This is a genomic window from Shinella fusca, from assembly GCF_014203155.1.
GTDB classification, from domain to species: Bacteria; Pseudomonadota; Alphaproteobacteria; order Rhizobiales; family Rhizobiaceae; genus Shinella; species Shinella fusca.
The window spans coordinates 100198-124826 of the sequence record NZ_JACHIK010000001.1 but is presented as its reverse complement, the minus strand read 5'-3'; the positions used below and the strand labels follow the sequence as shown (position 1 = coordinate 124826).

General features: G+C 66.2%; 25 protein-coding genes. 19 read left to right on the top strand and 6 right to left on the bottom strand.

The window, feature by feature from the left end:
* Window positions 1-46 precede the first annotated feature (46 nt).
* Window positions 47-475: a L,D-transpeptidase gene (locus tag HNQ66_RS00600; RefSeq protein ID WP_184139800.1), complete on the top strand. Its 429-nt coding sequence runs from the start codon at window positions 47-49 to the stop codon at window positions 473-475.
* 6 nt (window positions 476-481) lie between these two features.
* On the opposite strand, the gene HNQ66_RS00595 is transcribed toward HNQ66_RS00600, so the two are convergent.
* Window positions 482-1207, bottom strand: coding sequence for a Crp/Fnr family transcriptional regulator (locus HNQ66_RS00595; RefSeq protein ID WP_184139798.1), 726 nt, complete (start codon window positions 1205-1207; stop codon window positions 482-484).
* A gap of 208 nt (window positions 1208-1415) precedes the next feature.
* On the opposite strand from HNQ66_RS00595, the gene hemN reads away from it, so the two are divergent.
* From hemN to HNQ66_RS23440, 8 genes are all read left to right on the top strand, one after another.
* Complete coding sequence (hemN, locus tag HNQ66_RS00590; protein WP_184139796.1) at window positions 1416-2765, top strand: oxygen-independent coproporphyrinogen III oxidase; 1350 nt, start codon at window positions 1416-1418, stop codon at window positions 2763-2765.
* A 124-nt stretch (window positions 2766-2889) separates the two neighbouring features.
* Window positions 2890-3174 carry an acyl carrier protein gene (locus tag HNQ66_RS00585; protein ID WP_134650064.1) on the top strand — a complete coding sequence of 95 codons (285 nt, stop codon included), beginning with the start codon at window positions 2890-2892 and terminating at the stop codon, window positions 3172-3174.
* A gap of 120 nt (window positions 3175-3294) precedes the next feature.
* On the top strand, window positions 3295-3777 hold the full coding sequence (locus tag HNQ66_RS00580; protein WP_184139794.1) for a 3-hydroxyacyl-ACP dehydratase FabZ family protein: 483 nt from the start codon (window positions 3295-3297) through the stop codon (window positions 3775-3777).
* Window positions 3774-4970, top strand: coding sequence for a beta-ketoacyl-ACP synthase (locus tag HNQ66_RS00575; protein WP_184139792.1), 1197 nt, complete (start codon window positions 3774-3776; stop codon window positions 4968-4970). The genes HNQ66_RS00580 and HNQ66_RS00575 overlap by 4 nt, the downstream gene beginning before the upstream one ends.
* Before the next feature lie 10 nt (window positions 4971-4980).
* Window positions 4981-6267: a beta-ketoacyl-ACP synthase gene (locus HNQ66_RS00570; RefSeq protein WP_184139790.1), complete on the top strand. Its 1287-nt coding sequence runs from the start codon at window positions 4981-4983 to the stop codon at window positions 6265-6267.
* 13 nt (window positions 6268-6280) lie between these two features.
* A complete protein-coding gene (locus tag HNQ66_RS00565; protein WP_184139788.1) occupies window positions 6281-7309 on the top strand; it encodes a zinc-binding dehydrogenase in 1029 nt (342 codons plus the stop codon).
* 11 nt (window positions 7310-7320) lie between these two features.
* Entirely contained in the window at window positions 7321-8250 is a 930-nt protein-coding gene (locus tag HNQ66_RS00560; RefSeq protein ID WP_184139786.1) for a lipid A biosynthesis lauroyl acyltransferase, read from the top strand.
* A gap of 408 nt (window positions 8251-8658) precedes the next feature.
* Window positions 8659-9198 (top strand): PAS domain-containing protein, encoded by a 540-nt coding sequence (locus HNQ66_RS23440; protein WP_343059385.1) that lies wholly within the window; start codon window positions 8659-8661, stop codon window positions 9196-9198.
* A gap of 72 nt (window positions 9199-9270) precedes the next feature.
* Here the strand turns inward: HNQ66_RS23440 and HNQ66_RS00550 are convergent, their stop codons facing one another.
* Complete coding sequence (locus tag HNQ66_RS00550) at window positions 9271-9753, bottom strand: hemerythrin domain-containing protein (RefSeq protein ID WP_184139782.1); 483 nt, start codon at window positions 9751-9753, stop codon at window positions 9271-9273.
* Between the two features lie 210 nt (window positions 9754-9963).
* Between HNQ66_RS00550 and ccoN the strand changes: the two genes are divergently transcribed.
* From ccoN to ccoP, 4 genes are read left to right on the top strand one after another with little or no spacing between them, the layout of a single operon-like run.
* Entirely contained in the window at window positions 9964-11583 is a 1620-nt protein-coding gene (gene ccoN, locus HNQ66_RS00545) for a cytochrome-c oxidase, cbb3-type subunit I (protein ID WP_184139779.1), read from the top strand.
* 11 nt (window positions 11584-11594) lie between these two features.
* The gene (gene ccoO / locus HNQ66_RS00540) at window positions 11595-12326 is read left to right on the top strand and encodes a cytochrome-c oxidase, cbb3-type subunit II (protein WP_184139777.1); all 732 of its coding nucleotides are present in this window, start codon (window positions 11595-11597) and stop codon (window positions 12324-12326) included.
* Between the two features lie 10 nt (window positions 12327-12336).
* Window positions 12337-12489: a cbb3-type cytochrome c oxidase subunit 3 gene (locus tag HNQ66_RS00535; RefSeq protein ID WP_184139775.1), complete on the top strand. Its 153-nt coding sequence runs from the start codon at window positions 12337-12339 to the stop codon at window positions 12487-12489.
* 2 nt (window positions 12490-12491) lie between these two features.
* On the top strand, window positions 12492-13355 hold the full coding sequence (gene ccoP / locus HNQ66_RS00530) for a cytochrome-c oxidase, cbb3-type subunit III (RefSeq protein ID WP_184139773.1): 864 nt from the start codon (window positions 12492-12494) through the stop codon (window positions 13353-13355).
* Between the two features lie 243 nt (window positions 13356-13598).
* On the opposite strand, the gene HNQ66_RS00525 is transcribed toward ccoP, so the two are convergent.
* The 3 genes from HNQ66_RS00525 to HNQ66_RS00515 all read right to left on the bottom strand — a co-directional run bounded on the left by HNQ66_RS00525 (window position 13599) and on the right by HNQ66_RS00515 (window position 15209).
* A complete protein-coding gene (locus tag HNQ66_RS00525; RefSeq protein ID WP_184139771.1) occupies window positions 13599-14336 on the bottom strand; it encodes a GGDEF domain-containing protein in 738 nt (245 codons plus the stop codon).
* Between the two features lie 115 nt (window positions 14337-14451).
* Entirely contained in the window at window positions 14452-14796 is a 345-nt protein-coding gene (locus tag HNQ66_RS00520) for a VOC family protein (protein ID WP_184139769.1), read from the bottom strand.
* Window positions 14793-15209, bottom strand: coding sequence for an SRPBCC family protein (locus HNQ66_RS00515; protein WP_184139767.1), 417 nt, complete (start codon window positions 15207-15209; stop codon window positions 14793-14795). Before HNQ66_RS00515 ends, HNQ66_RS00520 begins: the two co-directional genes overlap by 4 nt.
* Before the next feature lie 216 nt (window positions 15210-15425).
* Here HNQ66_RS00515 and ccoG point away from each other — a divergent pair, with 216 nt between their 5' ends.
* The 5 genes from ccoG to gndA all read left to right on the top strand — a co-directional run bounded on the left by ccoG (window position 15426) and on the right by gndA (window position 21568).
* Window positions 15426-16997 (top strand): cytochrome c oxidase accessory protein CcoG, encoded by a 1572-nt coding sequence (ccoG, locus tag HNQ66_RS00510; RefSeq protein ID WP_184139765.1) that lies wholly within the window; start codon window positions 15426-15428, stop codon window positions 16995-16997.
* A complete protein-coding gene (locus tag HNQ66_RS00505; protein ID WP_184139763.1) occupies window positions 16997-17491 on the top strand; it encodes a FixH family protein in 495 nt (164 codons plus the stop codon). The genes ccoG and HNQ66_RS00505 overlap by 1 nt, the downstream gene beginning before the upstream one ends.
* Window positions 17488-19782: a heavy metal translocating P-type ATPase gene (locus HNQ66_RS00500; RefSeq protein WP_184139761.1), complete on the top strand. Its 2295-nt coding sequence runs from the start codon at window positions 17488-17490 to the stop codon at window positions 19780-19782. The genes HNQ66_RS00505 and HNQ66_RS00500 overlap by 4 nt, the downstream gene beginning before the upstream one ends.
* Complete coding sequence (ccoS, locus tag HNQ66_RS00495; RefSeq protein WP_184139759.1) at window positions 19779-19934, top strand: cbb3-type cytochrome oxidase assembly protein CcoS; 156 nt, start codon at window positions 19779-19781, stop codon at window positions 19932-19934. The genes HNQ66_RS00500 and ccoS overlap by 4 nt, the downstream gene beginning before the upstream one ends.
* Window positions 19935-20137: 203 nt before the next feature.
* Entirely contained in the window at window positions 20138-21568 is a 1431-nt protein-coding gene (gene gndA / locus HNQ66_RS00490; RefSeq protein WP_184139757.1) for an NADP-dependent phosphogluconate dehydrogenase, read from the top strand.
* Between the two features lie 331 nt (window positions 21569-21899).
* Here the strand turns inward: gndA and HNQ66_RS00485 are convergent, their stop codons facing one another.
* Window positions 21900-22940, bottom strand: coding sequence for a LacI family transcriptional regulator (locus HNQ66_RS00485; protein ID WP_184139755.1), 1041 nt, complete (start codon window positions 22938-22940; stop codon window positions 21900-21902).
* Window positions 22941-23332: 392 nt separating this feature from the next.
* Here HNQ66_RS00485 and HNQ66_RS00480 point away from each other — a divergent pair, with 392 nt between their 5' ends.
* A complete protein-coding gene (locus HNQ66_RS00480) occupies window positions 23333-24568 on the top strand; it encodes an ABC transporter substrate-binding protein (RefSeq protein ID WP_184139753.1) in 1236 nt (411 codons plus the stop codon).
* Window positions 24569-24629: the final 61 nt, after the last annotated feature.

Sequence of the window (24629 nt, the reverse complement as noted above, 5' to 3'; positions counted from 1 at the left end):
GGGACACGGCGCTCAAGCCGTGCCCGAACGAAGTAGAGGGGAAGTCATGCGTGTGTTGATTGCGGCGGCAGCCGCATTGCTTCTTGGCGCGTTCCAGGCGGAAACGGCATCGGCCGCCAGCCTTGTCGCCCAGGTCAGTCTTTCTTCGCAGACCATGGTGGTGAAGGAGAACGGCATCGTGAAATACCGCTGGCACGTTTCGACGGGCCGCAAGGGCTACAGCACGCCGACGGGGAGCTGGAAGGCGAAATGGGCCTCGCGCAACCACCGTTCGCGCAAATACGACAACGCGCCGATGCCCTATGCCATCTTCTTCAACGGCGGCTATGCGGTGCACGCGACCTTCGACACGCGCCGTCTCGGCCGTCCGGCCTCGCACGGCTGCGTGCGCCTGCATCCGGAGAACGCCGCCACCTTCTTCCAGATGGCGAACCGCTACGGGCTGTCGAACACGAAGGTCGTCATCTCCCGCTGACCTGTCCTAGTCGGTGCTGGCGTAGCGCATCAGCCGGTCCATGTCGGGAACGCTGACATGGCGGTTGTTCTCGATGCGGATGACGTTCTCCTTGCGCAGCTTGGTGAACTGCCGGCTGACGGTCTCGATCGTCAGCCCGAGGAAATCGGCGATGTCGGCGCGCGAGAGCGGCAGGTCGAAGGAGGATTGGTCGACGCTTTCCGGGTCGATATGGGTGGCGATGAGGTAGAGGAAGCTCGCGACCTTCTCCTGCGCCGTCTTGCGGCCGAGGGTCAGCATCCAGTCGCGCGCCTCGTCCAGCTCCTTGAGCGCCTGGCGGTGCAGCTTGTGCTCCAGCTCCGGCGTCCTCTTGACCAGCCGGTCGAGCACATGGCGCGGGAAGTTGCAGACCTCGCTGTCGGTCGCCGCCTCGGCGGTGATGGCGCTTTCTTCGAGGAACGGCCGTCCGAGGAAATCGGGCGCGAACTGCAGGCCGACGATCTGCTGGCGGCCGTCCGCCATCACCTTCGTCAGCTTCACGACGCCGCGCATGATGTTGGAATAGTTCACCACCGTTTCACCCTGGCCGATCACCTCGGCGCCGGTTTCCAGGCGATGGCGGGAGGAGTGCCTGTTGAGCTCGACGAGCTGCTCGGCCGTCAGCGCACCGCACACGCCGCCGTGCCGGGCCTCGCAGGCACGGCAGACGAGCGGAATCTCGGAATTGTGGATATCCTGGCGGCGAACTTCCATCTCGTTTTTCCTTTCGCCCGGAGGACGGCGACACATGACGCCGTGCTACCGCACGCTGACAAGAACTTAAAGCGGGTCGCCTCGCGGCAAAATAGCGCTTCCTGACTATTGTCAAATCCTAGCGCAGCTCTTGTGGCTTTCACTTGATCAAAATCAAATGGCGGACGCATCCGGTGGTTTATTTCGCTTGCGAACAAGGAGATCGACCATGCAGGACGCACTCGTGGAACGCCTTTCGTCGCCGGTGCCGCGCTATACCAGCTATCCGACCGCGCCGCACTTCGACGAAGGGATAGGTCCGGACGCCTATGCCGGGTGGCTTTCCGCCCTGGGCCCGCGCAACCGCCTGTCGCTCTATGCCCATATCCCCTATTGCGACCGGCTCTGCTGGTTCTGCGCCTGCCACACCAAGCATACGCTGCGCTACGAGCCGGTGGAGGCCTATCTGAAGGGGCTTCATGCCGAGATCGCCGCCGTCGGCGCGCGCGTCTCGCAGGCGGCGCCCGTGACGGCGCTGCATTTCGGCGGCGGCTCGCCGACGCTCGTGCGGCCGAACGACATGCGGCTGCTCAAGAGCTGTCTCGACCATAATTTCGCGTTCTCGCCCGATGCCGAGATTTCGGTGGAGATGGACCCGAACGACCTCGACGAGGCGCGGCACGATGCGCTCGCCGCCATCGGCATGACGCGCGCCAGCCTCGGCATCCAGGATTTCGACCCGACGGTGCAGAAAGCGATCAACCGCATCCAGACCTTCGAGCAGACGCGCGGCGTGGTGGAGGCGGCGCGGGAAAGGGGCGTGCGCTCGGTCAATTGCGACGTGCTCTACGGCCTGCCGCACCAGACCGCGAAGACGCTGGCCGAGACCGTGCGCGCCGTGCTCTCGCTGCGGCCGGACCGCATCGCGCTCTTCGGCTATGCCCATGTGCCGTGGATGAAGAAGCACCAGACGATGATCGACGAGAAGGCGCTGCCCGGCATCGTCGAGCGCTTCGCCCAGATGACGATGGCCGGCGAGATGCTGGTCGCCGCCGGCTACGAGGCGATCGGCATCGACCATTTCGCGCTGCCGGCCGACAAGCTGGCCGCCGCCGCGCGGAACGGCACGCTGCGCCGCAACTTCCAAGGCTATACGGACGACCGGGCCGATGCGCTGATCGGGCTCGGCGCCTCGGCCATCGGCCAGTTGCCGCAGGGCTATCTCCAGAACATGCCGGCGACGGGCGAGTACCTGCGCCGGGTGGAGGAGGGCGGCCTTGCGGTGGTGCGCGGCTACGCGCTGACGGAGGAGGACCGGGCGCGCGCCTTCGTCATCGAGCGTATCATGTGCGATTTCGGCTTTTCCTTCGCCGACCTTGCCGCGCGCCATCCCGCCTTTGCCGGCGCGATCCGGGCGGAGGCCCGCGCTTTCGTCGCGGGTGACAGGGACGGCCTTGCGCATATCGAAGGCGAGCGTTTCTGCCTGACGCCGGCGGGCTGGCCCTTCGCCCGCACGGTGGCGGCGGTCTTCGACGCGCATCTTGCGAGCGGGCGCGGGCGGCATTCGCTGGCGGTCTGACCGGCGGTTGCGGTCCTGTTGCGCACGCAACACAGCCGCGCCGACAATGCAGGTCCCTCATCAACCCCATTGGCAATCGCGTCGGTTTTCCATATAGGATCGCCCGACTATAGATTCATGAGGTATGGGCGTGACTGCTACATTCGACAAGGTTGCCGACATCATTGCTGAAACCAGCGAGATCGATCGCGAGACGATCACGCCGGAAAGCCACACGATCGATGATCTCGGCATCGACAGCCTCGATTTCCTCGACATCGTCTTCGCGATCGACAAGGAATTCGGCATCAAGATCCCGCTGGAACAGTGGACGCAGGAAGTCAACGAAGGCAAGGTCGCGACGGAAGAGTATTTCGTCCTGAAGAACCTTTGCGCCAAGATCGACGAACTGCGGGCTGCCAAGGCCTGACACGCGGCGCCCCGGCCGCCGCCCGGCGGCCCGTCCGGACGATCCCGGTGCGCGCGGCTTTCGGCCTGCCGTTACGGCAGGCCTTTCGATTTTCCGGAACCCGCCGGAGGCATGAACCCGATGCTGCTTGAATATTTCCAGATGATCGACCGGGTCGAGGCCGTCGACGGCGCGCGCCGCGTGCTTTCTGCCCGTTCGATCGTACCGTCCAAAAGCCCGGTCTTCGAAGGCCATTTCCCCGGCATGCCGCTCGTTCCGGGCGTGCTGCTCATCGAGACGATGGCGCAGGCCTCCGGCTTCCTCGTGCTGGCGGCGTCCGATTTTGCCGCCATGCCCTTCCTGATGAGCGTCGACGGGGCCAAGATGCGCACCTTCGTCGAGCCCGACGCGGTACTCGACATCGAGGCCGTGCTGGAGCATGACGGATCGGGCTATGCCGTGACCAAGACGAAGATCACGTCGGCCGGCAAGAAGGTGTGCGATGCGCAGCTCAAGCTGCGCACCATGCCGTTCGCCGAGGTGCCGCTTGCCGATATCGTGCGCAAGCGCGCCGGCGAAGTGGGTCTGTTCGAGGCGCTTGCGGCGTCCGCGGAAGGGAAGTGAACATGGCGAACAACGATGTGGTGATCACCGGCGTCGGCATCGTCACCTGTCAGGGTGTCGGGGCCGGGGCGCATGTGGCGATCCTCGGCGGCGCGAAGGCGCCGGACCTCAGGATCGACACGGAGCGCTTCGCGCCCTATCCGGTGCATCCGATGCCGGAGATCGACTGGAACCAGCAGATCCCCAAGCGCGGCGATCAGCGCCAGATGGAGAACTGGCAGCGCCTCGGCGTCTTCGCCGCGGGCCTCGCGCTCGACGATGCCGGCTTCAAGGACGACGCGGAAGCCTGCGGCACGATGGACATGATCGTGGCGGCCGGCGGCGGCGAGCGCGACATCAACGTCGATTCGCTGATCGTCGACGAGGGGCTGAAGCGCAACGACCGCGAACGTCTGCTCAACGAGAAGCTGACGACGGAGCTGCGCCCGACGCTCTTCCTCGCCCAGCTTTCCAACCTGCTCGCCGGCAACATCTCCATCGTGCATAAGGTCACGGGCTCGTCCCGTACCTTCATGGGCGAGGAAGCGGCCGGCATCAGCGCCGTGGAGACGGCCTTCCACCGCATCCGCGCCGGCCAGTCGACGCATACGCTCGTCGGCAGCGCGCTCGTCGCCGAGCGGCAGGACGTCATCCTGCTTTACGAAGCCCTCGGTGCCCACGCGACGGGCGGCTGGACGCCGCTCTGGTCGCGCGACGAGAAGGCCGGCGGCGGCATCGTCACCGGCTCGGCGGCCGCCTTCCTCATCCTCGAATCGCGCGAACATGCCGAAGCCCGCGGCGCGCGCATCTACGCGACCATCGACGCCATCGGCGGCGACCGCGGTGCGCGCGACGAAGGCCGGCTGGAAGCGCGGCTTGAGCGTATGACGGAAGAGGTGGGCTTCGAACCCACGGTCATTTTCTCCGGCGCATCCGGCGCGCATGACATCACGGCCCGCGAAAAGGCCTGGCTCGACAAGCGCTTTTCCGGCAGCGCCGTGCGCGGCTACAGCGCCGTGACGGGCCAGGCGCTCGAGGCGCAGTTCCCGCTCGGTCTTGCGCTTGCCGCGCTGACGCTCGGGTCCGGCGTCAAGGTCGCCCCGTTCGATACCGCCGCCGAAACCGCCATGAGCGCACCCGCCGCGAGCGCCGTCGTCACGACGGTCGGCCATGCGCGCGGCGAAGGCGTCGCAATCCTTTCCGCAGAGAAGTGAGGGTCCGGCCATGACGAAAGCCGCTTACAGGGATCATCTCGGCCGTCCCATCGTCGCCGTCACCGGCATGGGCGTCGTCACCTCGCTGGGGCAGGGGCTCAAGGACAACTGGGCCGCGCTCACCGGCGGCGTCTCGGGCATCCACGGCATCACGCGCTTCCCGGTCGATGGGCTCAACACCCGCATTTCCGGCACGGTGGATTTCATCTCGGTTCCCGTCGAGAACCCGGTCGAGCGTTCCTATGCCTATGCCCGCGAGACGACGGACGAGGCGCTGGCGCAGGCCGGCCTTTCCGGCGAATTCGGCGGTCCGCTCTTCCTCGCCGCCCCGCCGATCGAGCCCGACTGGCGCGACCGCTTCGCGCTTGCCGACCGCGCGCCGGCCTCGCAGCGCCCGGGCGACGCCTATGACCGCTTCCTCTCCGTGCTGCGCGAGAAGCCCGACCCGGCCCTGCACGAGGCCTGGGCCTTCGGCTCGATCTCCGAGCGCCTTTCCGACCGCTACGGCACGCGCGGCCTGCCGGTGACGCTGTCGACCGCCTGCGCCTCGGGCGCGACGGCGATCCAGCTCGGCGTCGAGGCGATCCGCCAGGGCCGCACCGACCGGGCGCTCACCGTCGGCACCGACGGCTCGGTGACCGCCGAGGCGCTGATCCGCTTCGCGCTCCTTTCCGCGCTCTCCACGCAGAACGACCCGCCGACCAGGGCCTCCAAGCCCTTCAGCAAGGACCGCGACGGCTTCGTCATCGCCGAAGGCGCGGCGACGCTGGTGCTGGAATCGCTGGAATCGGCCGTCGCCCGCGGCGCGAAGGTGCTCGGCATCCTCAAGGGCTGCGGCGAGAAGGCCGACCATTTCCACCGCACGCGCTCCTCGCCGGACGGCGGCCCCGCCATCGCGACGATCCGCGCCGCGCTGGAAGACGCCGGCATGGACGAGAGCGGCATCGGCTACATCAACGCCCACGGCACCTCGACGCCGGAGAACGACAAGATGGAATACCTTTCCATGTCGACCGTCTTCGGCGACAGGCTGGCGGGCATTCCGGTCTCCTCCAACAAGTCGATGATCGGCCACACGCTGACGGCCGCCGGCGCGGTCGAGGCGGTGTTCTCGATCCAGACCATGCTGACCGGCACCCTGCCGCCGACCATCAACTACCAGAACCCCGACCCGGCCATCGAGCTCGACGTCGTGCCGAACGTGAAGCGCGACAGTAAGGTGAGTGCCGTCCTGTCGAACTCCTTCGGCTTCGGCGGCCAGAACGCCAGCCTCGTGATGACGGCCGAACCGGCCTGATAGGAATATTGCCATGCGTGCCCTGCAGCTTCTCGACGACCGCAAGCTCGAACTGACCGACATCCCGGAGCCGGACGCACCCGGCCCCGGCGAGGTGACGCTGCGCGTCAAGGCCGTCGCGCTCAACCATATCGACGTCTGGGGCTGGCGCGGCATGGCCTTCGCCAAGCGCAAGATGCCGCTGGTCATCGGCGCGGAAGCGGCCGGCATCGTCGAGACGCTGGGCCCGGGCGTTGCCAACGTGCTGCCCGGCCAGCTCGTCTCCATCTACGGCGCGCGTACCTGCGGCCTCTGCAAGCCCTGCCGCGAAGGCCGCGACAATCTCTGCGAACATGTCGGCGGCGTTCACGGCTTCCATCTCGACGGCTTCGCGCAGGAGAAGGTGAACCTTCCCGCGCGCCTGCTCGTGCCCGCACCGCCCGGTGTCGACGCCGTCGGCGCGGCGCTGGCGCCGGTCACCTTCGGCACGGTCGAGCACATGCTGTTCGACAACGCCAGGCTCGAGCCCGGTGAGACGATCCTCGTCCATGCCGGCGGCTCGGGCATCGGCACTGCGGCGATCCAGCTCGCCAAGAAGATCGGCTGCACCGTCATCACCACCGTCGGCTCGAACGACAAGATCGAGAAGGCGAAGGCGCTCGGCGCCGACCACGTCATCAACTACCGCGAGGACCGCTTCGAGGGCGTCGTGCGCAAGCTCACGAAGAAGAAGGGCGTCGACGTCGTCTTCGAGCATGTCGGCAAGGACACCTGGGCGGGCTCCATGCTCTGCCTCAAGCGCGGCGGACGCCTCGTCACCTGCGGCTCCACCTCGGGCGTTTCCACCGACATGAACCTGATGATGCTGTTCCAGCAGCAGTTGAAGCTCTTCGGCTCCTTCGGCTGCCGCATGGAGAACATGGCGAACGCCATGCAGAAGATGGCGCGCGGCATCGTCCATCCGGTCATCGATACGGAAGTCACCTTCGACGGCATCGCCACCGCGCTGGAGCGCATGGAATCGCGCCAGATCTTCGGCAAGATCGTCCTGAAGCTGGATTGACGCCGTTGCGGATGCTGATCACACGCCTCGTCCTGGCGCTCCGCAATTCCAAGGACTGGCTTGTCGCGCAGTTCGCCTTCGGCCTGCTCAATATCCTGAAGGTGCTGCCGGCGGACGGCGCGATCGATTTTGCCGACCGCGTCGCGCGCTGGATCGGCCCGAAGACGAAGCGCCACAGGCTGACGCTCACCAACCTGCGCAACGCCTTCCCGGAGAAGTCCGAAGCCGAGATCGAGGCGATCGCGCTCGATGCCTGGGGCAATATGGGCCGGCTCGCCGCCGAATATGTCTTCCTCGACAAGCTGTTCGATTTCGATCCCGAAAAGACGGCGCCGGGCCGTATCGAGGTCTCCGGCATCCCGCTTTTCGTGGACCTGCGCGACAATCCGCGGCCGTTCATCGTCTTCACCGCCCATACCGGCAATTTCGAGCTGCTGCCGGTGGCGGCCGCCGCCTTCGGGCTGGACGTGACGGTGCTGTTCCGCCCGCCGAACAATCCTTATGTCGCCGACAAGGTGTTCGAGTTCCGCCGCGCCCGCATGGGCCAGCTCGTGCCGTCCCATGCCGGCTCCTCCTTCACGCTGGCGCGCAAGCTGGAGGCGGGCGGGCCGGTCGGCGTGCTTGTCGACCAGAAGTTCACCCGCGGTCTGCACACGAAATTCTTCGGCCGTGACGTGCAGACGAACCCGCTGGTCGCAAAGCTCGTGCGCCAGTTCGATTGCGAGGTCTATCCCGCCCGCTGCATCCGCCTGCCGGGCAACCGCTACCGGCTGGAGCTGGAGCCGGCAATGGCGATTCCCCGCAAGGAGAACGGCGCGGTGGACGTGGAGGCGACCGCGCAGAAGCTCAACGACAAGGTCGAGCAATGGGTACGCGAATATCCCGGCCAGTGGCTCTGGTATCACGACCGCTGGAACATCAAGCACAGCCTCAATACTTGATCGGCTGCTCTTTCATCCTTCACGACTGATTGCCGGCAGGCTGCGCACTTCAAATTGCGCGGCACAGTGCCAATTTGCGTTTGACATCCCCCGTGTCGCTGTTACCATTTTGCTAATGTAAGCGCTTTGGATGATGAATTCGGGAGGTGAGTCAAAGCGATTTCCTGTTTCTGTACAGATTAGATAGTGTGGCAATACGATTGCTGTAGTTTTCAGCAATTCAGGGAGCATCAGTTGAAAGCTCTTATAGAGTTGTTCTGGTTTAAATATTCGCAACTTCAGCATGCCGTGAAGACAGGAAATGAAAAGCTGGTTTCCATGCTGGACAGGGAAATCGAGCCGGCCCTGGTGGCCATAATGCAAAAGGAGGCGTGCGACACCTCCGAACTCCGCTCACAATTCCGGTTCGTGGTCGATCTTCTGCGCGAGGAGGCGGACGACCGCACCTGCGTGCTCCGGCAGGCGCATAATCTCAAGCTGCTGCTCGACCGCTATTTCGGCACCGACGAGACCGCCGCGCCCTTCGGCATCGGTCCGATGGCGGAGGCCGCGCGCCCCGTGCCGGCGCCGCGCGTCATCGAGGACGGCCTTCTCAACGAGGCGATCCTCGACAGCCTGCCGGACCGGGTCGCCGTCGTCACCACGGATTACCGCTATCTCTATTCGAACCCGCTGAATGCGGAGCGGCTTGCCGAAAAGCCCATCGACCTCGTGGGGCGCCATATCGCCGAGTTCATCGGGGCGCAGCGCTTCGAGGGCCGCGTCAAGCGGCATCTCGATCGCTGCTTTGCTGGAGAGGTGATCGAATACGACTATGTTTCGCCGCGCCGCGGCAATGCCACGATCCGCTGCCGCATGACGCCGTGCCTGTCGGCCGCCGGAAACGTGCTCGGCGCCATCCTCGTCCTGCAGGATGTGCTGGAGACGCGCGACCCGATGGCGGCCTGAAGGGAAGCGCCGTCCGGCCCGTGCGGGCCTGCAAATGGCGTCTTCCGCTCCGCCCGAACTCAAATCTCCGCCTTAGGAGGCAAGGCCCGGGCCGCGCAGCACGAACTGCTGCTCGAAGGCGATGTGGCGCCGGATCGATTCGAAGAAGCCGCGGAGCATATAGCCCGCGGCTTCCGCGTTCACGGAGCGGTCGCCGCTGCCGAGCCGCGTCAGCGTATCGGTCAGCTCCTCGGCGAAGCATTCGTCCTCGACATGCTCGAATTTCAGCCGGGCGATGGCGTCCACGAGCTGGCGGTCGCCCGCCTGCAGGCGTTCGAGCAGCGGAAACAGCGCTTCTTCCTCATAGCGGTGGATGCCGTTGACCAGCGGCACCAGCGATTTTGCCGCATAGATGCATTTCTGCCGGTTGATGTTCGCCGGCAGGCTGTCGGCGATCTCCTCCAGCGCCTCGCAGAGCGTGAGCTGCGCGTCATGGGCCTTTTTCAGCCAGTCCAGGGAAACGGCGTCCGTCGGGCGATCCGAAAGCAGCCGGGCGATGCCAGTGTAGTCCGTCATGTGTCGTGCTTCCTCTTCGGGGAAGAGCCGCGGCGTCCCGGCGCGGCTGCGTCAACCTGTCTCTAGATGCCGCCGGCTCCGCCGCCATGCCTTGATCCATGTCAAGGATGCCGGCGGGCGTATCTGCCAAGGCTCACTCGAGCGCAATGGGCCGATTCCGCGAGGGAAGAGGGCCATTGCGGGACAGTCACGAGTTGGGGGATGCCAACGATGAAATATCTAACGGAAACAATCGTCCTGGCGGTGGGGGCGTTTCTGGCGCTGCTCGGCGTCGCCTTCGCCAAGGACAGGCTCTTCGAGGCCCATATGTGGGTTCTCTTCTTCGTGCTGCTTGCCGGCACGCTGGTCATGGTGCGGCGCGTCTCCTTCGCGCCGGCCGCCGCCGCCCCGTCCGCCGCGGACGACGGTTATTTCGACGAGGTCATCAAATACGGCGTCATCGCCACGGTGTTCTGGGGTGTCGTCGGCTTCCTCGTCGGCGTCTTCATCGCCGCGCAGCTCGCCTTTCCCGACCTCAATATCGAGCCCTGGCTGAACTTCGGCCGCGTGCGCCCGCTGCACACGTCCGCGGTCATCTTCGCCTTCGGCGGCAACGGGCTGATCGCGACGTCATTCTACGTCGTGCAGCGCACCTCCCGCGCCCGTCTTTTCGGCGGCAATCTCGGCTGGTTCGTCTTCTGGGGCTACAACCTCTTCATCGTCATGGCGGCCACCGGCTACCTCCTCGGCATCACGCAGAGCCGGGAATATGCCGAGCCGGAATGGTATGTCGACATCTGGCTCACCATCGTCTGGGTCGCCTATCTCGTCGCCTTCCTCGGCACGATCATGACCCGCAAGGAACCGCATATCTACGTGGCGAACTGGTTCTACCTGGGCTTCATCGTCACCATCGCCATGCTGCACATCGTCAACAACCTGGCGGTGCCGGCCTCCTTCCTCGGCGCCAAGAGCTATTCGGCCTTCTCCGGCGTGCAGGATGCGCTGACGCAATGGTGGTACGGCCATAATGCCGTCGGCTTCTTCCTGACGGCCGGCTTCCTCGGCATGATGTACTATTTCGTGCCCAAGCAGGTGAACCGTCCGGTCTATTCCTACCGCCTGTCGATCATCCACTTCTGGGCCCTGATCTTCATGTATATCTGGGCCGGTCCCCACCACCTTCACTACACGGCGCTGCCGGACTGGGCGCAGACGCTCGGCATGGTCTTCTCGATCATGCTCTGGATGCCCTCCTGGGGCGGCATGATCAACGGCCTGATGACGCTCCAGGGCGCATGGGACAAGATCCGCACCGACCCGATCGTGCGCATGATGGTCATGGCCATCGCCTTCTACGGCATGGCGACCTTCGAAGGGCCGATGATGTCGATCAAGTCGGTCAACTCGCTCAGCCACTACACGGACTGGACCATCGGCCACGTCCATTCGGGCGCGCTCGGCTGGAACGGCCTCATCACCTTCGGCGCGATCTACTTCCTCGTTCCGAAGCTGTGGAAGCGCGAGCGGCTCTACTCGATCCGCATGGTCAACTGGCACTTCTGGCTCGCCACGCTCGGCATCGTGATCTACGCCGCCGTCATGTGGGTGGCCGGCATCCAGCAGGGCCTGATGTGGCGCGAATACGACGAGCAGGGCTTCCTGGTCTACTCGTTCGCCGAAACGGTCGCGGCCATGTTCCCCTACTACGTGCTGCGTGCCGTGGGCGGCGGCCTCTACCTCACCGGGGCGCTCATCATGGCCTACAACGTGACCATGACAATCCGCGGCTACCAGCGTGACGAGGCCCCGATCCCGGGTGCCGCGCCCGCCCTGCAGCCGGCCGAATAGGAGGTGGATCCATGTCCATTCTTGATAAACACGCCATCCTCGAGCGCAATGCGACGCTCCTCCTCGTCGGCTCGCTCCTCGTCGTCTCCATCGGCGGCATCGTCGAGATCGCCCCGCTCTTCTACCTGGAAAACACCATCGAGAAGGTGGAAGGCGTGCGGCCCTATTCGCCGCTGGAGCTCGCCGGGCGCGACATCTACGTGCGCGAGGGCTGCTACCTCTGTCACAGCCAGATGATCCGGCCCTTCCGCGACGAGGTCGAGCGCTACGGGCATTATTCGCTGGCGGCGGAATCGATGTACGACCATCCGTTCCAGTGGGGCTCCAAGCGGACGGGGCCCGACCTTGCCCGCGTCGGCGACCGTTACTCGAACGAATGGCACGTCCAGCACCTGACCGAGCCGCGCTCGGTGGTGCCGGAATCGGTGATGCCGAGCTACGCCTTCCTCAAGGAGACGCCGCTGGAGGTGAAGACCGTCTCGATGCACCTTTCGGCCAACCGTGCCGTCGGCGTGCCCTATACGGACGAGATGCTGGAAAACGCCGAGGCAGACCTGAAGGCGCAGGCCGATCCCAATGCCGACACGTCCGGCATCGAGGCCCGCTATCCGAAGGCCAAGCTCGGCGATTTCGACGGCGATCCGACGAAGCTCACCGAAATGGACGCGCTCGTCGCCTACCTGCAGATGCTCGGCACGCTGGTGGACTTCTCCACCTATGACGATGCCAGCGGTTATCGCTGAGGAGGGACCCATGGAAACCTATACCGCCATGCGCCACTTCGCCGATAGCTGGGGCCTTGCCGCCATGACGCTGTTCTTCCTGGCCGTCGTTCTCTTCACCCTTCGCCCGGGCGGCCGCAAGGCCGCCGAACGGGCCGCCGAAATCCCCCTCAAGGAGGACTGATCATGGCCGGGAAACACATTGACGAAATCTCGGGCGTCGAAACCACCGGCCACGAATGGGACGGCATCCGGGAACTGAACAACCCCATGCCGCGCTGGTGGGTCTGGACGTTCTACGCCACGATCCTCTGGGCCATCGCCTACACCGTCGCCTTTCCGGCCTGGCCGCTGATCTCCGACACGACCAGAGGCATGCTCGGCTGGTCGAGCCGGGCCAATATCGCCGCCGAGCTTGCCAGCGCCAAGGAAGCGCAGGCCGGCTTCGTCGACCGCATCTCCAAGGCCTCGCTGGAGGAGATCCTGGCCGATCCGCAACTCTCGCAGTTCGCGATCTCGGGCGGCGCCTCGGCCTTCAAGGTCAACTGCGCCCAGTGCCACGGCTCGGGCGCGGCCGGCGGGCCGGGCTTCCCGAACCTCAACGACGACGACTGGGTCTGGGGCGGCACGGTGGAGGATATCTACCAGACCATCGCCCACGGCATCCGCCATCCGGGCGATGACGAGACCCGCGTCTCGGAGATGCCGGCCTTCGGCGAAATCCTCGAACCGGACCAGATCAAGCAGGTCGCCGCCTATGTCGTCAGCCTGACGGGCACGCCGTCCGACGCAAGCCTCGTCGAGCCGGGCAGCCAGGTCTTCGCCGACAACTGCGCCGCCTGCCATGGCGAGGACGCCAGGGGCAACCGCGAGATGGGCGCCCCGAACCTTGCCGACGCGATCTGGCTGAAGGGCGAGGGCGAGGCCGCCGTCGCCGCGCAGGTCCGCTCGCCCAAGCACGGCGTCATGCCCGCCTGGCTCCCCCGCCTCGGCGACCCGGCCGTCAAGCAGCTCGCCGTCTTCGTCCACTCGCTTGGCGGCGGCGAATAGGCGCCAAGGATTATCTATCAAGAAGAAAAGGCCGCGGTTTTCCGCGGCCTTTTTGCGTCGTGCCGCAGGGCGTGGATCCTCGGGTCAAGCCCGAGGATGACGATAGAAGAGAAGGATGGCGGCAGAAGCGACGGAGCCACATGCCGCACGTCCGACAGGTCGGCAAACTTTCCTCCCCTCCGTCATCCTCGGGCTTGACCCGAGGATCCACCCACGCGGCACACCCTCAAGGCGAGCCGCCCGCTACGCGACCACCGTGTTCCGGCCCATGGCCTTCGCGCGGTAGAGGTTGCGGTCGGCGGCGGCGAGGGCTTCGGCGGGGGCGAAGCGGGGCGGGCAGTGGAAGGCGCCGATGCTGATGCCGAGTGCGACGGGCGTGCCGTCCGGCGCGCGCAGGTCGATCGCTTCGACCGCCTCGCGGATCGCCTGCGAATGGTCGAGCATCCGCTCGGGCGAGGCCTCGCGCAGGAAGAGGCCGAATTCCTCCCCGCCGAGCCGGCCGACGAGGTCCGCGTCCCGCGCAAGGCTGGAGAGGAGCGCGCCGACGCGGGCGAGCGCGGCATCGCCCGCGGCATGGCCGAAGCGGTCGTTGATGGCCTTGAAATGGTCGATGTCGAGGAAGAGCAGCCCGCCATGGGTGCCGGCCCGGGCCTCCGCATCGAGCCCGGCCATGAAGGCCGCGCGGTTGAGGACGCCGGTGAGCGCGTCCCGGCGCGCCTGTTCCTGAAGGCGGGCATAGGCGTCGGCCAGTTCCCGGGTGGTGCGGCCGAGGGCGGCATGCGCGAGATGCAGCTTCTCCGACTGGTAGAAGTGCAGGAACGAGGCGGGGATCGAGATGGCGATGGGGCAGGCGATGGTCATGACGAGGCCGGCGCCGGCCACCCTGCCGCCCAGCATGGGCACGAAGGCGAAGCTGATGGCGAGCGATGCCAGCACGGAGAGAACCGCGACCGCCAGGGTCTTGCCGAGGATACCGTACATCGAAGGGCCTGCCTGCTGTTGAATGCAGGCCCTCACTAGGAGCGTCTGGTTGAAGAAGCCTGAATTTGCTCGCTAAAAGTGGTTCGAGCATCGAAATTCACGTAAGGGAAGGCTTCTATCGGTCGGACCAGACCGCAAGCTCGTATCCGTCGGGATCGGCGAAGTGGAAGCGCCGGCCGCCGGGGAAGGAAAAGATCGGCCTGACGATGCCGCCGCCCGCCTTTTCCACACGGGAAAGCGCGTCTTCCAGATCGTCGGCGAAGAGGATGACGAGCGGGCCGCCTTTGGCGGAAACCGGCGCGAGCGTCGTGAAGCCGCCGGTGAGGCGCCCGTCGCGGAACTCGCAATAGTCCGGGCCGTAATCGGTGAAGGTCCAGCCGAAGGCGCCGCCGTAGAAGGCCTTGCTCCTGGCGATGTCCGCCACGTTGAACTCGATATAGTCGATCTTGCGGTCTCTCATCGTGCCGTCTCCCGTTCTTCCATCAGCCGTGCCAGCGTATCGAGGTCGCGGGCGACATGCGCGGCGTCCGCCTCGAAGGCCGCGTCGTCCATGCCCGGCGGCCTCAGCAGCGTGAACATCACCTCGGCCCCGTCGCCGTTCGGCACGACGCGCAGCGCGTTCTCCACGACGAGCCCGTCCGGCAGCGTCACCGTATGGTCGATCACGCCGAAATCGTTCTGCGGGGCGAAGCGCACGCGCACCTTGCCGATCGGCCCGCCGTCGGCGATCCAGTCCTCGCCGTCGCGCACAAGGCCGGACGCAAGGCCCGAGGCCCAGAGCGGCATGTTCTCCGGTTTTGCCGCGAAGGCATAGACGGCGCGCCAGTCGCGCCGGATGGCGCGGTGGACGATGCGGGCGGGCATGGTGGTCATCTCGCGTCTCCCTTTTCCCGCAGAATAGCGGGAAAGCCGTCCGGATGTCGAACAAAAAGTGAACGGTTTTCCGTAAACACCTGCAAGGCTTATCTCCACAAGTCCGCGATGCGGCAACCCGCCACGCCCTGCGGCGTCCGAAAATTGACGTAGATCAACGATGGTCTGGACCGTTGGCGTCATTGTGCCGGAACAACGACACATGCGACCGGCCCCATGCAACAGAATTCCACGACAATCGACACGTCCATCGAGCGCCATGAGGCCGAAGCCGTCAATTCGGCCAAGGTGCGCAAGCCGCTCTACGAAAAACGCAAGAAGATCTTCCCCAAGCGCGCCGAAGGCCGGTTCCGGCAGTTCAAGTGGCTGGTGATGCTCATCACGCTCGGCATCTACTACCTGACGCCGTGGATCCGCTGGGATCGCGGCCCGCATGCGCCGGACCAGGCCGTGCTGGTGGACCTTGCCGGCCGGCGCTTCTACTTCTTCTTCATCGAGATCTGGCCGCAGGAATTCTTTTTCGTCGCCGGCCTCCTCGTCATGGCGGGCTTCGGGCTCTTCCTCGTCACCTCGGCGGTGGGGCGCGCCTGGTGCGGCTATGCCTGTCCGCAGACCGTGTGGGTCGATCTCTTCCTCGTCGTGGAGCGGGCGGTCGAGGGCGACCGTAACGCGCGCATGAAGCTCGATGCCGGGCCGTGGACCTTCGAGAAGGTGCGCAAGCGTGTGGTCAAGCATGCCACATGGCTGGTGATCGCCGTCGCGACGGGCGGCGCGTGGATCTTCTATTTCGCCGATGCGCCGACGCTGCTTGCCGATTTCGTGATGCTGCGCGCGCCCGCCGTCGCCTACATCACCGTCGCCATCCTGACGGCGACGACCTATGTGCTCGGCGGGCTGATGCGCGAGCAGGTCTGCACCTATATGTGTCCCTGGCCGCGCATCCAGGCGGCGATGCTGGACGAGAGCTCGCTGGTCGTGACCTACAACGACTGGCGCGGCGAGCCGCGCACCCGCCACGCCAAGAAGGCCATCGCGGCCGGCGAGAGCGTTGGCGATTGCGTGGACTGCAACGCCTGCGTCGTCGTCTGTCCCATGGGCATCGACATCCGCGACGGCCAGCAGATGGAGTGCATCACCTGCGCGCTCTGCATCGATGCCTGCGACAACGTCATGGACAAGCTCGGCAAGGAACGCGGCCTCATCGCCTATGCGACGCTGTCGGACTATTCGGCCAACATGGCGCTTGCGACGGACGGCGGCACGCAGCCGGTCGATCCGAAGCGGGTGCGCGATGCCAATGGCGGCTTCAGCGACAAGGTCAAGCATTTCGACTGGCGCATCATCTTCCGCCCGCGCACGCTGCTCTATTTCGGCGTCTGGTCGGCGGCGGGGCTGGCGCTCGTCTTCGCGCTCCTGTCGCGCGAGCGGCTGGACCTCAACGTCATCCACGACCGCAACCCGCAGTTCGTCGTCGAATCGGACGGCTCGGTCCGCAACGGCTATGCCGTGAAGCTGCTCAACATGATCCCCGAGCCGCGCGTGATCACCGTCTCCATCGAGGGCATGCCGGGCGCCACCATGAAGGTCGCCGGGCACGACAGCGCGGACGGGCGCAGCGTCGCGGTGCCGGTCGATCCGGACCGGGTGACGGCCCTGCGCGTTTTCGTCACCCTGCCCAAGAACAGCCTTGCCGAAGCGGCCGAAGGCTTCCACATTATCGCCGAGGACCGGCAGGGCCACGAGCGCGATACCTATTCCGCCAAGTTCAACACGCCGGGAGTGAAGTGATGGCCAGCGAGCGCAGGGAACAGGGTTTCGTCTTCACCGGCTGGCACATGGTTCTCGTGATGGTGCTGTTCTTCGGAACAATCATATCCGTGAACCTGGTCATGGCGTGGAACGCCTCGCATAGCTGGAGCGGCCTCGTGGTGCCCAACACCTATGTCGCCAGCCAGCAGTTCAACGGCAAGGTGGCCGAGGCCAAGCGCCTTGCCGCGAGCGGCATCGAGGGCAGCCTGACGGTCGAGGGCGGGCGCGTCGCCTACCGGGTCGTCGATGCCAAGGGGGCGCCGGTCGTCGCCGACGAGGTCATGGCCACCTTCAAGCGCCCGGTGGACGAGCGCGAGGACTTCACCCTCGCGCTGGAGCCGGCCGGGCAGGGGCTCTTTGCCGCGGAGCGGGCCATCGCCGGCGGCCAGTGGGTCGTCGATATCAGCACGACGCGGGACGGGGCGAAGGTGTTCCACCAGACCGTCCGGATCGTCGCAGGAGGCATGAAATGAGTTGCTGCGCACCCGGCACGGAAGGGGCGGTCGAGGCGGAACGGACGCGCCATGCGCTGCCGTCCTCGCAGGAACTGACGCTGGCGAGCCGCCCGGTGGGCGAGGGGCTGCGGCAGGTCGACCTTTCCGTGCCGGGCGTCCATTGCGGCGCCTGCATCACCACCGTCGAGGGCGCGCTGAAGGCCCTGCCGGAAGTCGAGCGCGCGCGCGTCAACCTCTCCACCCGCCGCGTCTCCGTGGTCTGGAAGGAAGCGGTCGACGGCCGACCGACCGATCCGCAGGCCATTCCCGCCGCCATCGCCGCCACCGGCTACGAGGCGCATCTCTTCGCGCTCGCCGCCGAGGGGGACGATGCGCTGCGCAACCAGCTCATCCGCGCCGTCGCCGTCTCCGGCTTTGCAGCGATGAACGTCATGCTGCTCTCCGTCTCCGTCTGGTCCGGGGCGGAAGCGGCGACGCGCGACCTCTTCCACTGGATTTCCGCCCTTATCGCCGGGCCGACGCTGATCTATGCCGGCCGCTTCTTCTACCGCTCCGCCTGGAACGCCATCCGCCACGGCCGCACCAACATGGACGTGCCGATCGCGCTCGCCATCACCCTTTCCTATCTGGTGTCCGTCTGGGAGACCATGCATGGCGGCGAGCATGCCTGGTTCGACGCAACGGTGAGCCTCCTGTTCTTCCTCCTGATCGGCCGCACGCTCGACCACATCATGCGCGACCGCGCCCGCTCGGCCATTACCGGCCTTGCGCGCCTTTCGCCGCGCGGGGCCATGGTCGTGGGCGCGGACGGGGCGCGCGACTACCGCCCGGTCGAGGAGATCGCCGTCGGCGCGCGGCTTTCGATTGCCGCCGGCGAGCGCATTCCCGTCGATTGCCGCGTGCTGTCGGGCACGAGCGATATCGACCGCTCCATCGTCAACGGCGAGAGCGATCCGCTTGCCGCAGGCCCCGGCATGCAGATCGAGGCCGGCGCGATGAACCTCACCGGCTCGCTTTTGGTCGAGGCCGTCGCCACCGCGCGCGATTCGTTCCTCTCCGAGGTCATCGGCCTGATGGAGGCCGCCGAAGGGGGAAGGGCCCGCTACCGGCGCATCGCCGACCGCGCGGCGCAGATCTATTCGCCGGCCGTACATCTGCTGGCGCTCGCCTCGTTCCTCGGCTGGGGCCTTTACGACGGCGACTGGAAGCATGCCATGCTCGTCGCCATCGCCGTGCTGATCATCACCTGCCCCTGCGCGCTCGGCCTTGCCGTGCCGGTGGTGCAAGTCGTTGCGGCCGGGCGGCTCTTTGCCGGCGGCGTGATGGTGAAGGACGGCTCGGCCATGGAGCGCCTTGCCGAGATCGATACCGCGCTCTTCGACAAGACCGGCACGCTGACGCTCGGCAAGCCGCAGCTCGTCGGCCGCGAGAAGGCGAACCGCGCGCATCTTGCCCTTGCGGCGGCGCTCGCCGCCCATTCGCGCCATCCGCTTTCGCTGGCGCTGGCCGCGGCGAATGCCGGGCCGGTGCCGGTCGTCGATGCGGTCACGGAAGTCGCCGGCGGAGGCCTTGAGGCCGTCACGCCGCAGGGCGTGCTGCGCCTCGGCAACCGGGCCTTCGCCTGCGGGGCGGCGTCGGGCGAGGAGGAGGCACACGGGCTCTCCGAGGTCGTCCTGTCGCGCGACGGGACGGAGCTCGAAACCTTCCGCTTCGAGGATACGCTGCGCGCCGGCGCCGACGCGGCCGTCAGGGCGCTGAAGCAGGACGGCATCGACACCGCCATCCTTTCCGGCGACCGTGCCCCGGCCGTCTCCCGCATCGCGGACCAGCTCGGCATCAGGCGCTGGCGCGCCGCGCTGTCGCCGCGCCAGAAGACCGAGGCGGTCGCCGAGCGTTCTGGGCGCGGCCACCGCGTGCTGATGGTCGGCGACGGCATCAACGATGCGCCGGCGCTCGCCGCCGCGCATGTCTCCATCGCGCCGGCGACGGCGGCGGATGTCGGCCGGCAGGCGGCGGATTTCGTCTTCCTGCACGAGAGCCTGGAGGCCGTGCCCTTCGCCTACGAGACGGCACGCCGCGCCGGGCGGCTCATCCGGCAGAATTTCGCGCTCGCCATCGGCTACAATGCCGTCGCCGTGCCGGTTGCGATCCTCGGCCATGCGACGCCGCTGATCGCCGCCATCGCCATGTCGACCTCCTCGATCATCGTGGTGGTGAATTCGCTCCGGCTGCGCGGCGGAATGCCGGCCTTCGCAAGGCGGGAGGCCGATACGGCCGGCCCTGCCGGTTCTCTGGTGCAGGCGGCATGAACACGCTCATCTTCCTCATTCCCATCGCCCTCTTCCTCGGCGCGCTCGGGCTCGGGGCCTTCCTCTGGTCGCTGAAAAGCGGCCAGTACGACGATGTCGACGGCGCGGCCTGGCGCGTCCTCGACGACGGCGACGACAAGCCCGGGAAATAGCCGTCCCGGGCGGCCGGTATGGGGCCATACAAAGCATGCAGGTCGTGGCCAAATTCCCGCCGGAACCAAACAATCCCTTGTCGTAAATCGATTTGAATGCCAAAACACGAGCGCTGGAGCTCGGCTCCCACTCTCTTTCGCGCGGCGTTTCCGGCATGCTCCGGAAATCATCCCCGCCGCGCCATCCTTAGGAGGTTATTATCGTGGCACAGGCGGAAATCGGGCTTATCGGCCTTGGCGTAATGGGGTCGAACCTTGCGCTCAACATTGCCGAGAAGGGCAACAGGATCGCGGTCTTCAACCGCACGGCGGCCCGCACGAAGGAATTCTACGAGGAAGCCGGCGCCCTGAAGGACCAGATCGTTCCCTGCGAGACGATCGAGGAATTCGTCGCCGCCATCCGCCCGCCGCGGCCGATCATCATCATGATCCAGGCCGGCGCTGCGGTCGACCAGCAGATGGAGCTGCTGCGCCCCTATCTCGAAAAGAACGACATCATGATCGATGCCGGCAACGCGAACTTCCGCGACACGATGCGCCGCTTCGATGCGCTGAAGGATTCGGGCCTCACCTTCATCGGCATGGGCGTTTCCGGCGGCGAGGAGGGCGCGCGTCACGGCCCCTCGATCATGGTCGGCGGCACGGAAGATTCCTGGAAGCGCGTCGAGAAGGTGCTGACCTCGATTGCCGCGACATACAAGGATGAGCCCTGCGTCGCCTGGCTCGGCGAGAACGGTGCCGGCCACTTCGTCAAGACCATCCACAACGGCATCGAATATGCCGACATGCAGATGATCGCCGAGATCTACGGCATTCTGCGCGACGGCCTGAAGATGAGCGCGGAAGAGATCGGCGCCGTCTTCGGCGAATGGAACAAGGGGCGCCTTGAATCCTACCTCATCGAGATCACCGAGAAGGTGCTGGCCGCCAAGGACCCGATCGGCGGCGGCCCGATGGTGGACATGATCCTCGACAAGGCGGGCCAGAAGGGCACCGGCAAGTGGTCTGCCATCGAGGCGCAGAACATGGGCGTGCCGGCAACCGGCATCGAGGCGGCTGTCGCCGCCCGCTCCATCTCCTCCTTCAAGGGCGAGCGCGAGGCGGCGGAGAAGATCCTCGGCCTGCCCGACGTGCCGGCCCTTCAGGTCGCCGACAGGGCCGCCTTCCTCAAGGACCTCGAAAGCGCGCTGCTCGCCGGCAAGATCGGCGCCTATGCGCAGGGCTTCGCCGTCATGGCCGCCGCCTCGAAGGAATACGGCTGGAACCTGCCGATGCCGACCATCGCCAAGATCTGGCGTGCCGGCTGCATCATCCGCTCGCAGTTCCTCGATGAGATCACCAGCGCCTTCACCAAGGCGCCGGATGCGGCGAACCTCATCGTCACCCCGGCCTTCGCGCCCGTGGTGAAGGAAACCGACGGGGCGCTGCGCCGCGTCGTCTCCGCCGCCGCCCTGCACGGCCTGCCGGTTCCCGCGCTCGCCTCGGCGCTCGGCTACTTCGACAGCTACCGCCGCGCCCGCGGCACCGCCAACATCGTCCAGGCCCAGCGCGACTTCTTCGGCGCCCACGGCTTCGACCGCGTCGACGGCGCCGACAGCCACCATGGCCCGTGGGGCTCGGGGCTGAACGGCTGAGGCTTTTCAGAGCTTGATACGGAGCGGCCCGGTCTTGCAACCGGGCCGTTTTGCTTTGGCGAGGGACGTCGCTTTGAAGCGCCAACCTCTTCTCCGTCATGCTCGGGCTTGACCCGAGCATCCATCGCCGGTGCGGGTGGCTGTGGATCCTCGGGTCAGGCCCGAGGATGACGTCGAGAGTGGGGCGAGAGGGTAAGTGGGCCGGGCGGCTTTCCTTCCATCTTCTTCCGATCGATCGGAGGAGAACGGTACGTCCAGCGTTCCTCGCCCCGCTTGCGGGGAGAGGATGCCGGCAGGCAGGTGAGGGGCAGTCCACGGGACGGTCGTCCCCTCAAATATCCCCGGTCTCGATCGGATAGCTCAGCGTCTGCAGCTCCTCCGCCGGAATGCCGTCGATGCGGGCGAGGACGGCCTTTGCCAGTTCGCGGCCGGCGAGGCGGATGTCTTCGCGCATGGTCACGACCTCGGGCCGCAGCCATTGCAGGAACATCTGCGGTTCCTTGGAGACCATGTCGATATCGGCGCCGAGCCTGCGGCCCTTCGCCTCCAGCGCGGCGATGAGGGCGACCGCGCCCGCGCCGCTGCCCGAAACGATGCCGTCCGGCGCACCCTCGCCGCCGAAGAGCGTCTCGGCGGCGTTGCGGACCTCGATGAGGTTGTTGTCGAGGTTCACCTCGTTGAAGGGCACGGCCGTCGCGCCGAAGTCGCGGATACCCTTCTCGAACCCCGCCCGCATGTGCAGGTAGAAGGTCAGGTATTGCGGCGGCTGGAACAGCGCAAGCCGCCTGCGGCCGCGCTCGACGAGCTTGCGCACCGCCTCGTAGGCGAAGCGCTCGTTGTCGAAGTCGTGATAGGGATGGGAGAGCCCCATTTCCGTGCGGCCGTGCGTGACGAAGGGGAAGTTGCGCTCCATCATCAGCGCGACGCGCGGGTCCTTCGGCTCGGTGCGCGAGATGATGACGCCGTCGGCGGCGCCCGTCTCCAGCACGTAGCGTACCGGATCGAGCGCATTGCCCTGCGTGCGGTAGGGCGTGACGACGAGATGGTACTGCGTTGCCGCAAGAACCTCGGAAATGCCGATCACCATGGGGCTCGTCAGGCCCATGATCTCCTCTTCCAGGCTGAGGATGAGGCTGATCACGTTCGTCTTGCCGGTGCGAAGGCGCACGCCCGCGCGGTTCGGCTGGTAGCCGATCTGGCGGGCGACGAGGCGCACGCGCTCCTTCGTCTCCGCGCCGATGTCCGGCGCGTCCTTGAGGGCGCGTGACACGGTGGTGATGCCGAGGCCGGTCATGAAGGCGATCGTCTTCAGCGTCGGCCGTTCGCTGCTGGGCGGAGGTGCCGCCTGACTGTCGCGCGTCGTCCTGTCCATTCCCTGCCCGTCACCTCATCCCATTAGCGGCAGGTTATACATGGTTTGCCACCCGCTGCCACTCCCTCGCGGAGTTGGCTCCAAATCTGTAACGATACAGTCCCTTTGTCGAGGCGAATTTTCCGGAACGGGCCGATTTTCATGCCGAGAGGGCGGTGTTGCACCGCAAATCGGTAAATATTGCAGGTGCGCTCACATGGATGGGCAGAAATCAATTATATTAAGCGAAATCATAAATTTATCCTGCTTCGCGTTGTGGATTTCAAGGCTATCGGAGGGCGCAGAAAACGCCGATTTCCGGGAAAACACGCTTTTGGCCGGGAAGGGCGGTTGCGCGATTAAATCGATTGGACTAAGTTTTTACGGTAACGTTTCAGTGAGGGAGGAGACTCATGAAAATCCGTTCGATGGCTGCTGTTCTTGCCGCCAGCGTCCTGCTGCCGCTCGGCGCGGCCAACGCGACCGATCTCGAAGTAACCCATTGGTGGACGTCCGGCGGGGAAGCCGCGGCGGTCGCCGAACTTGCCAAGGCCTTCGACGCCACCGGCAACAAGTGGGTCGACGGCGCGATCGCCGGATCGGGCGGCACCGCCCGTCCGATCATGATCAGCCGCATCACCGGGGGCGACCCGATGGGCGCCACGCAGTTCAACCACGGCCGCCAGGCCGAGGAGCTGGTGGAGGCGGGCCTGATGCGCGACCTCACCGATGTGGCGACCCGCGAGCACTGGAAGGACGTCATCAAGCCGGCCAGCCTGCTCGATAGCTGCACGATCGACGGCAAGATCTATTGCGCCCCGGTCAACATCCACTCCTGGCAGTGGCTGTGGCTGTCCAACGCGGCCTTCGAGAAGGCCGGCGTCGCGGTTCCGAAGAACTGGGACGAGTTCGTCGCCGCCGCGCCCGCGCTGGAAAAGGCCGGCATCGTTCCGCTCGCCGTCGGCGGGCAGGCCTGGCAGGCTTCGGGCGCCTTCGACGTGCTGATGCTCGCCCTTGCCGGCAAGGACACCTTCTACAAGGTGTTCAAGGACAAGGATGCGGACATGGCCGCAGGCCCGGAAATGGCCAAGGTCTTCAAGGCGGCGGACGATGCGCGCCGCATGTCCAAGGGCACCAACGTGCAGGACTGGAACCAGGCCACCAACATGGTCATCACCGGCAAGGCCGGCGGCCAGATCATGGGTGACTGGGCGCAGGGCGAATTCGCGCTCGCCGGCCAGGTCGCCGGCAAGGACTACAGCTGCCTTCCGGGCCTCGGCGTGACCGACGTGATCGCCACCGGGGGCGATGCCTTCTACTTCCCGCTGCTCAAGGACGAGGAGAAGTCGAAGGCGCAGGAGGTGCTCGCCTCCACGCTGCTCGCCCCGGCCACGCAGGTCGCCTTCAACCTGAAGAAGGGCTCGCTGCCCGTGCGCGGCGACGTCGACCTTGCCGCCGCCAACGACTGCATGAAGAAGGGCCTCGACATCCTTGCCAAGGGCAATGTGATCGAGTGGACCGACCAGCTGCTTTCGGCCGACACCCAGAAGCAGAAGGAAGACCTCTTCTCCGAGTTCTTCGCCAATCCTTCGCTGACGCCGGAAGACGCGCAGAAGCGCTTCGCCGAGATCATCGCCTCGGCGGACTGACCGGCCATCGGCCGGTACCGGCGCCCGTAAGAGGGCGCCGGTGCTTCCGCTCGAGACCAGG

Bases quoted from the DNA above. Each gene is read 5' to 3' on its own strand.
- HNQ66_RS00600 (WP_184139800.1), top strand. From the start codon at position 47: ATGCGTGTGTTGATTGCGGCGGCAGCCGCATTGCTTCTTGGCGCGTTC.
- HNQ66_RS00595 (WP_184139798.1), bottom strand. From the start codon at position 1,207: ATGGAAGTTCGCCGCCAGGATATCCACAATTCCGAGATTCCGCTCGTC.
- hemN (WP_184139796.1), top strand. From the start codon at position 1,416: ATGCAGGACGCACTCGTGGAACGCCTTTCGTCGCCGGTGCCGCGCTAT.
- HNQ66_RS00585 (WP_134650064.1), top strand. From the start codon at position 2,890: ATGGGCGTGACTGCTACATTCGACAAGGTTGCCGACATCATTGCTGAA.
- HNQ66_RS00580 (WP_184139794.1), top strand. From the start codon at position 3,295: ATGCTGCTTGAATATTTCCAGATGATCGACCGGGTCGAGGCCGTCGAC.
- HNQ66_RS00570 (WP_184139790.1), top strand. From the start codon at position 4,981: ATGACGAAAGCCGCTTACAGGGATCATCTCGGCCGTCCCATCGTCGCC.
- HNQ66_RS00565 (WP_184139788.1), top strand. From the start codon at position 6,281: ATGCGTGCCCTGCAGCTTCTCGACGACCGCAAGCTCGAACTGACCGAC.
- HNQ66_RS00560 (WP_184139786.1), top strand. From the start codon at position 7,321: ATGCTGATCACACGCCTCGTCCTGGCGCTCCGCAATTCCAAGGACTGG.
- HNQ66_RS00550 (WP_184139782.1), bottom strand. From the start codon at position 9,753: ATGACGGACTACACTGGCATCGCCCGGCTGCTTTCGGATCGCCCGACG.
- ccoN (WP_184139779.1), top strand. From the start codon at position 9,964: ATGAAATATCTAACGGAAACAATCGTCCTGGCGGTGGGGGCGTTTCTG.
- ccoO (WP_184139777.1), top strand. From the start codon at position 11,595: ATGTCCATTCTTGATAAACACGCCATCCTCGAGCGCAATGCGACGCTC.
- HNQ66_RS00535 (WP_184139775.1), top strand. From the start codon at position 12,337: ATGGAAACCTATACCGCCATGCGCCACTTCGCCGATAGCTGGGGCCTT.
- ccoP (WP_184139773.1), top strand. From the start codon at position 12,492: ATGGCCGGGAAACACATTGACGAAATCTCGGGCGTCGAAACCACCGGC.
- HNQ66_RS00525 (WP_184139771.1), bottom strand. From the start codon at position 14,336: ATGTACGGTATCCTCGGCAAGACCCTGGCGGTCGCGGTTCTCTCCGTG.
- HNQ66_RS00520 (WP_184139769.1), bottom strand. From the start codon at position 14,796: ATGAGAGACCGCAAGATCGACTATATCGAGTTCAACGTGGCGGACATC.
- HNQ66_RS00515 (WP_184139767.1), bottom strand. From the start codon at position 15,209: ATGACCACCATGCCCGCCCGCATCGTCCACCGCGCCATCCGGCGCGAC.
- ccoG (WP_184139765.1), top strand. From the start codon at position 15,426: ATGCAACAGAATTCCACGACAATCGACACGTCCATCGAGCGCCATGAG.
- HNQ66_RS00505 (WP_184139763.1), top strand. From the start codon at position 16,997: ATGGCCAGCGAGCGCAGGGAACAGGGTTTCGTCTTCACCGGCTGGCAC.
- HNQ66_RS00500 (WP_184139761.1), top strand. From the start codon at position 17,488: ATGAGTTGCTGCGCACCCGGCACGGAAGGGGCGGTCGAGGCGGAACGG.
- ccoS (WP_184139759.1), top strand. From the start codon at position 19,779: ATGAACACGCTCATCTTCCTCATTCCCATCGCCCTCTTCCTCGGCGCG.
- HNQ66_RS00485 (WP_184139755.1), bottom strand. From the start codon at position 22,940: ATGGACAGGACGACGCGCGACAGTCAGGCGGCACCTCCGCCCAGCAGC.
- HNQ66_RS00480 (WP_184139753.1), top strand. From the start codon at position 23,333: ATGAAAATCCGTTCGATGGCTGCTGTTCTTGCCGCCAGCGTCCTGCTG.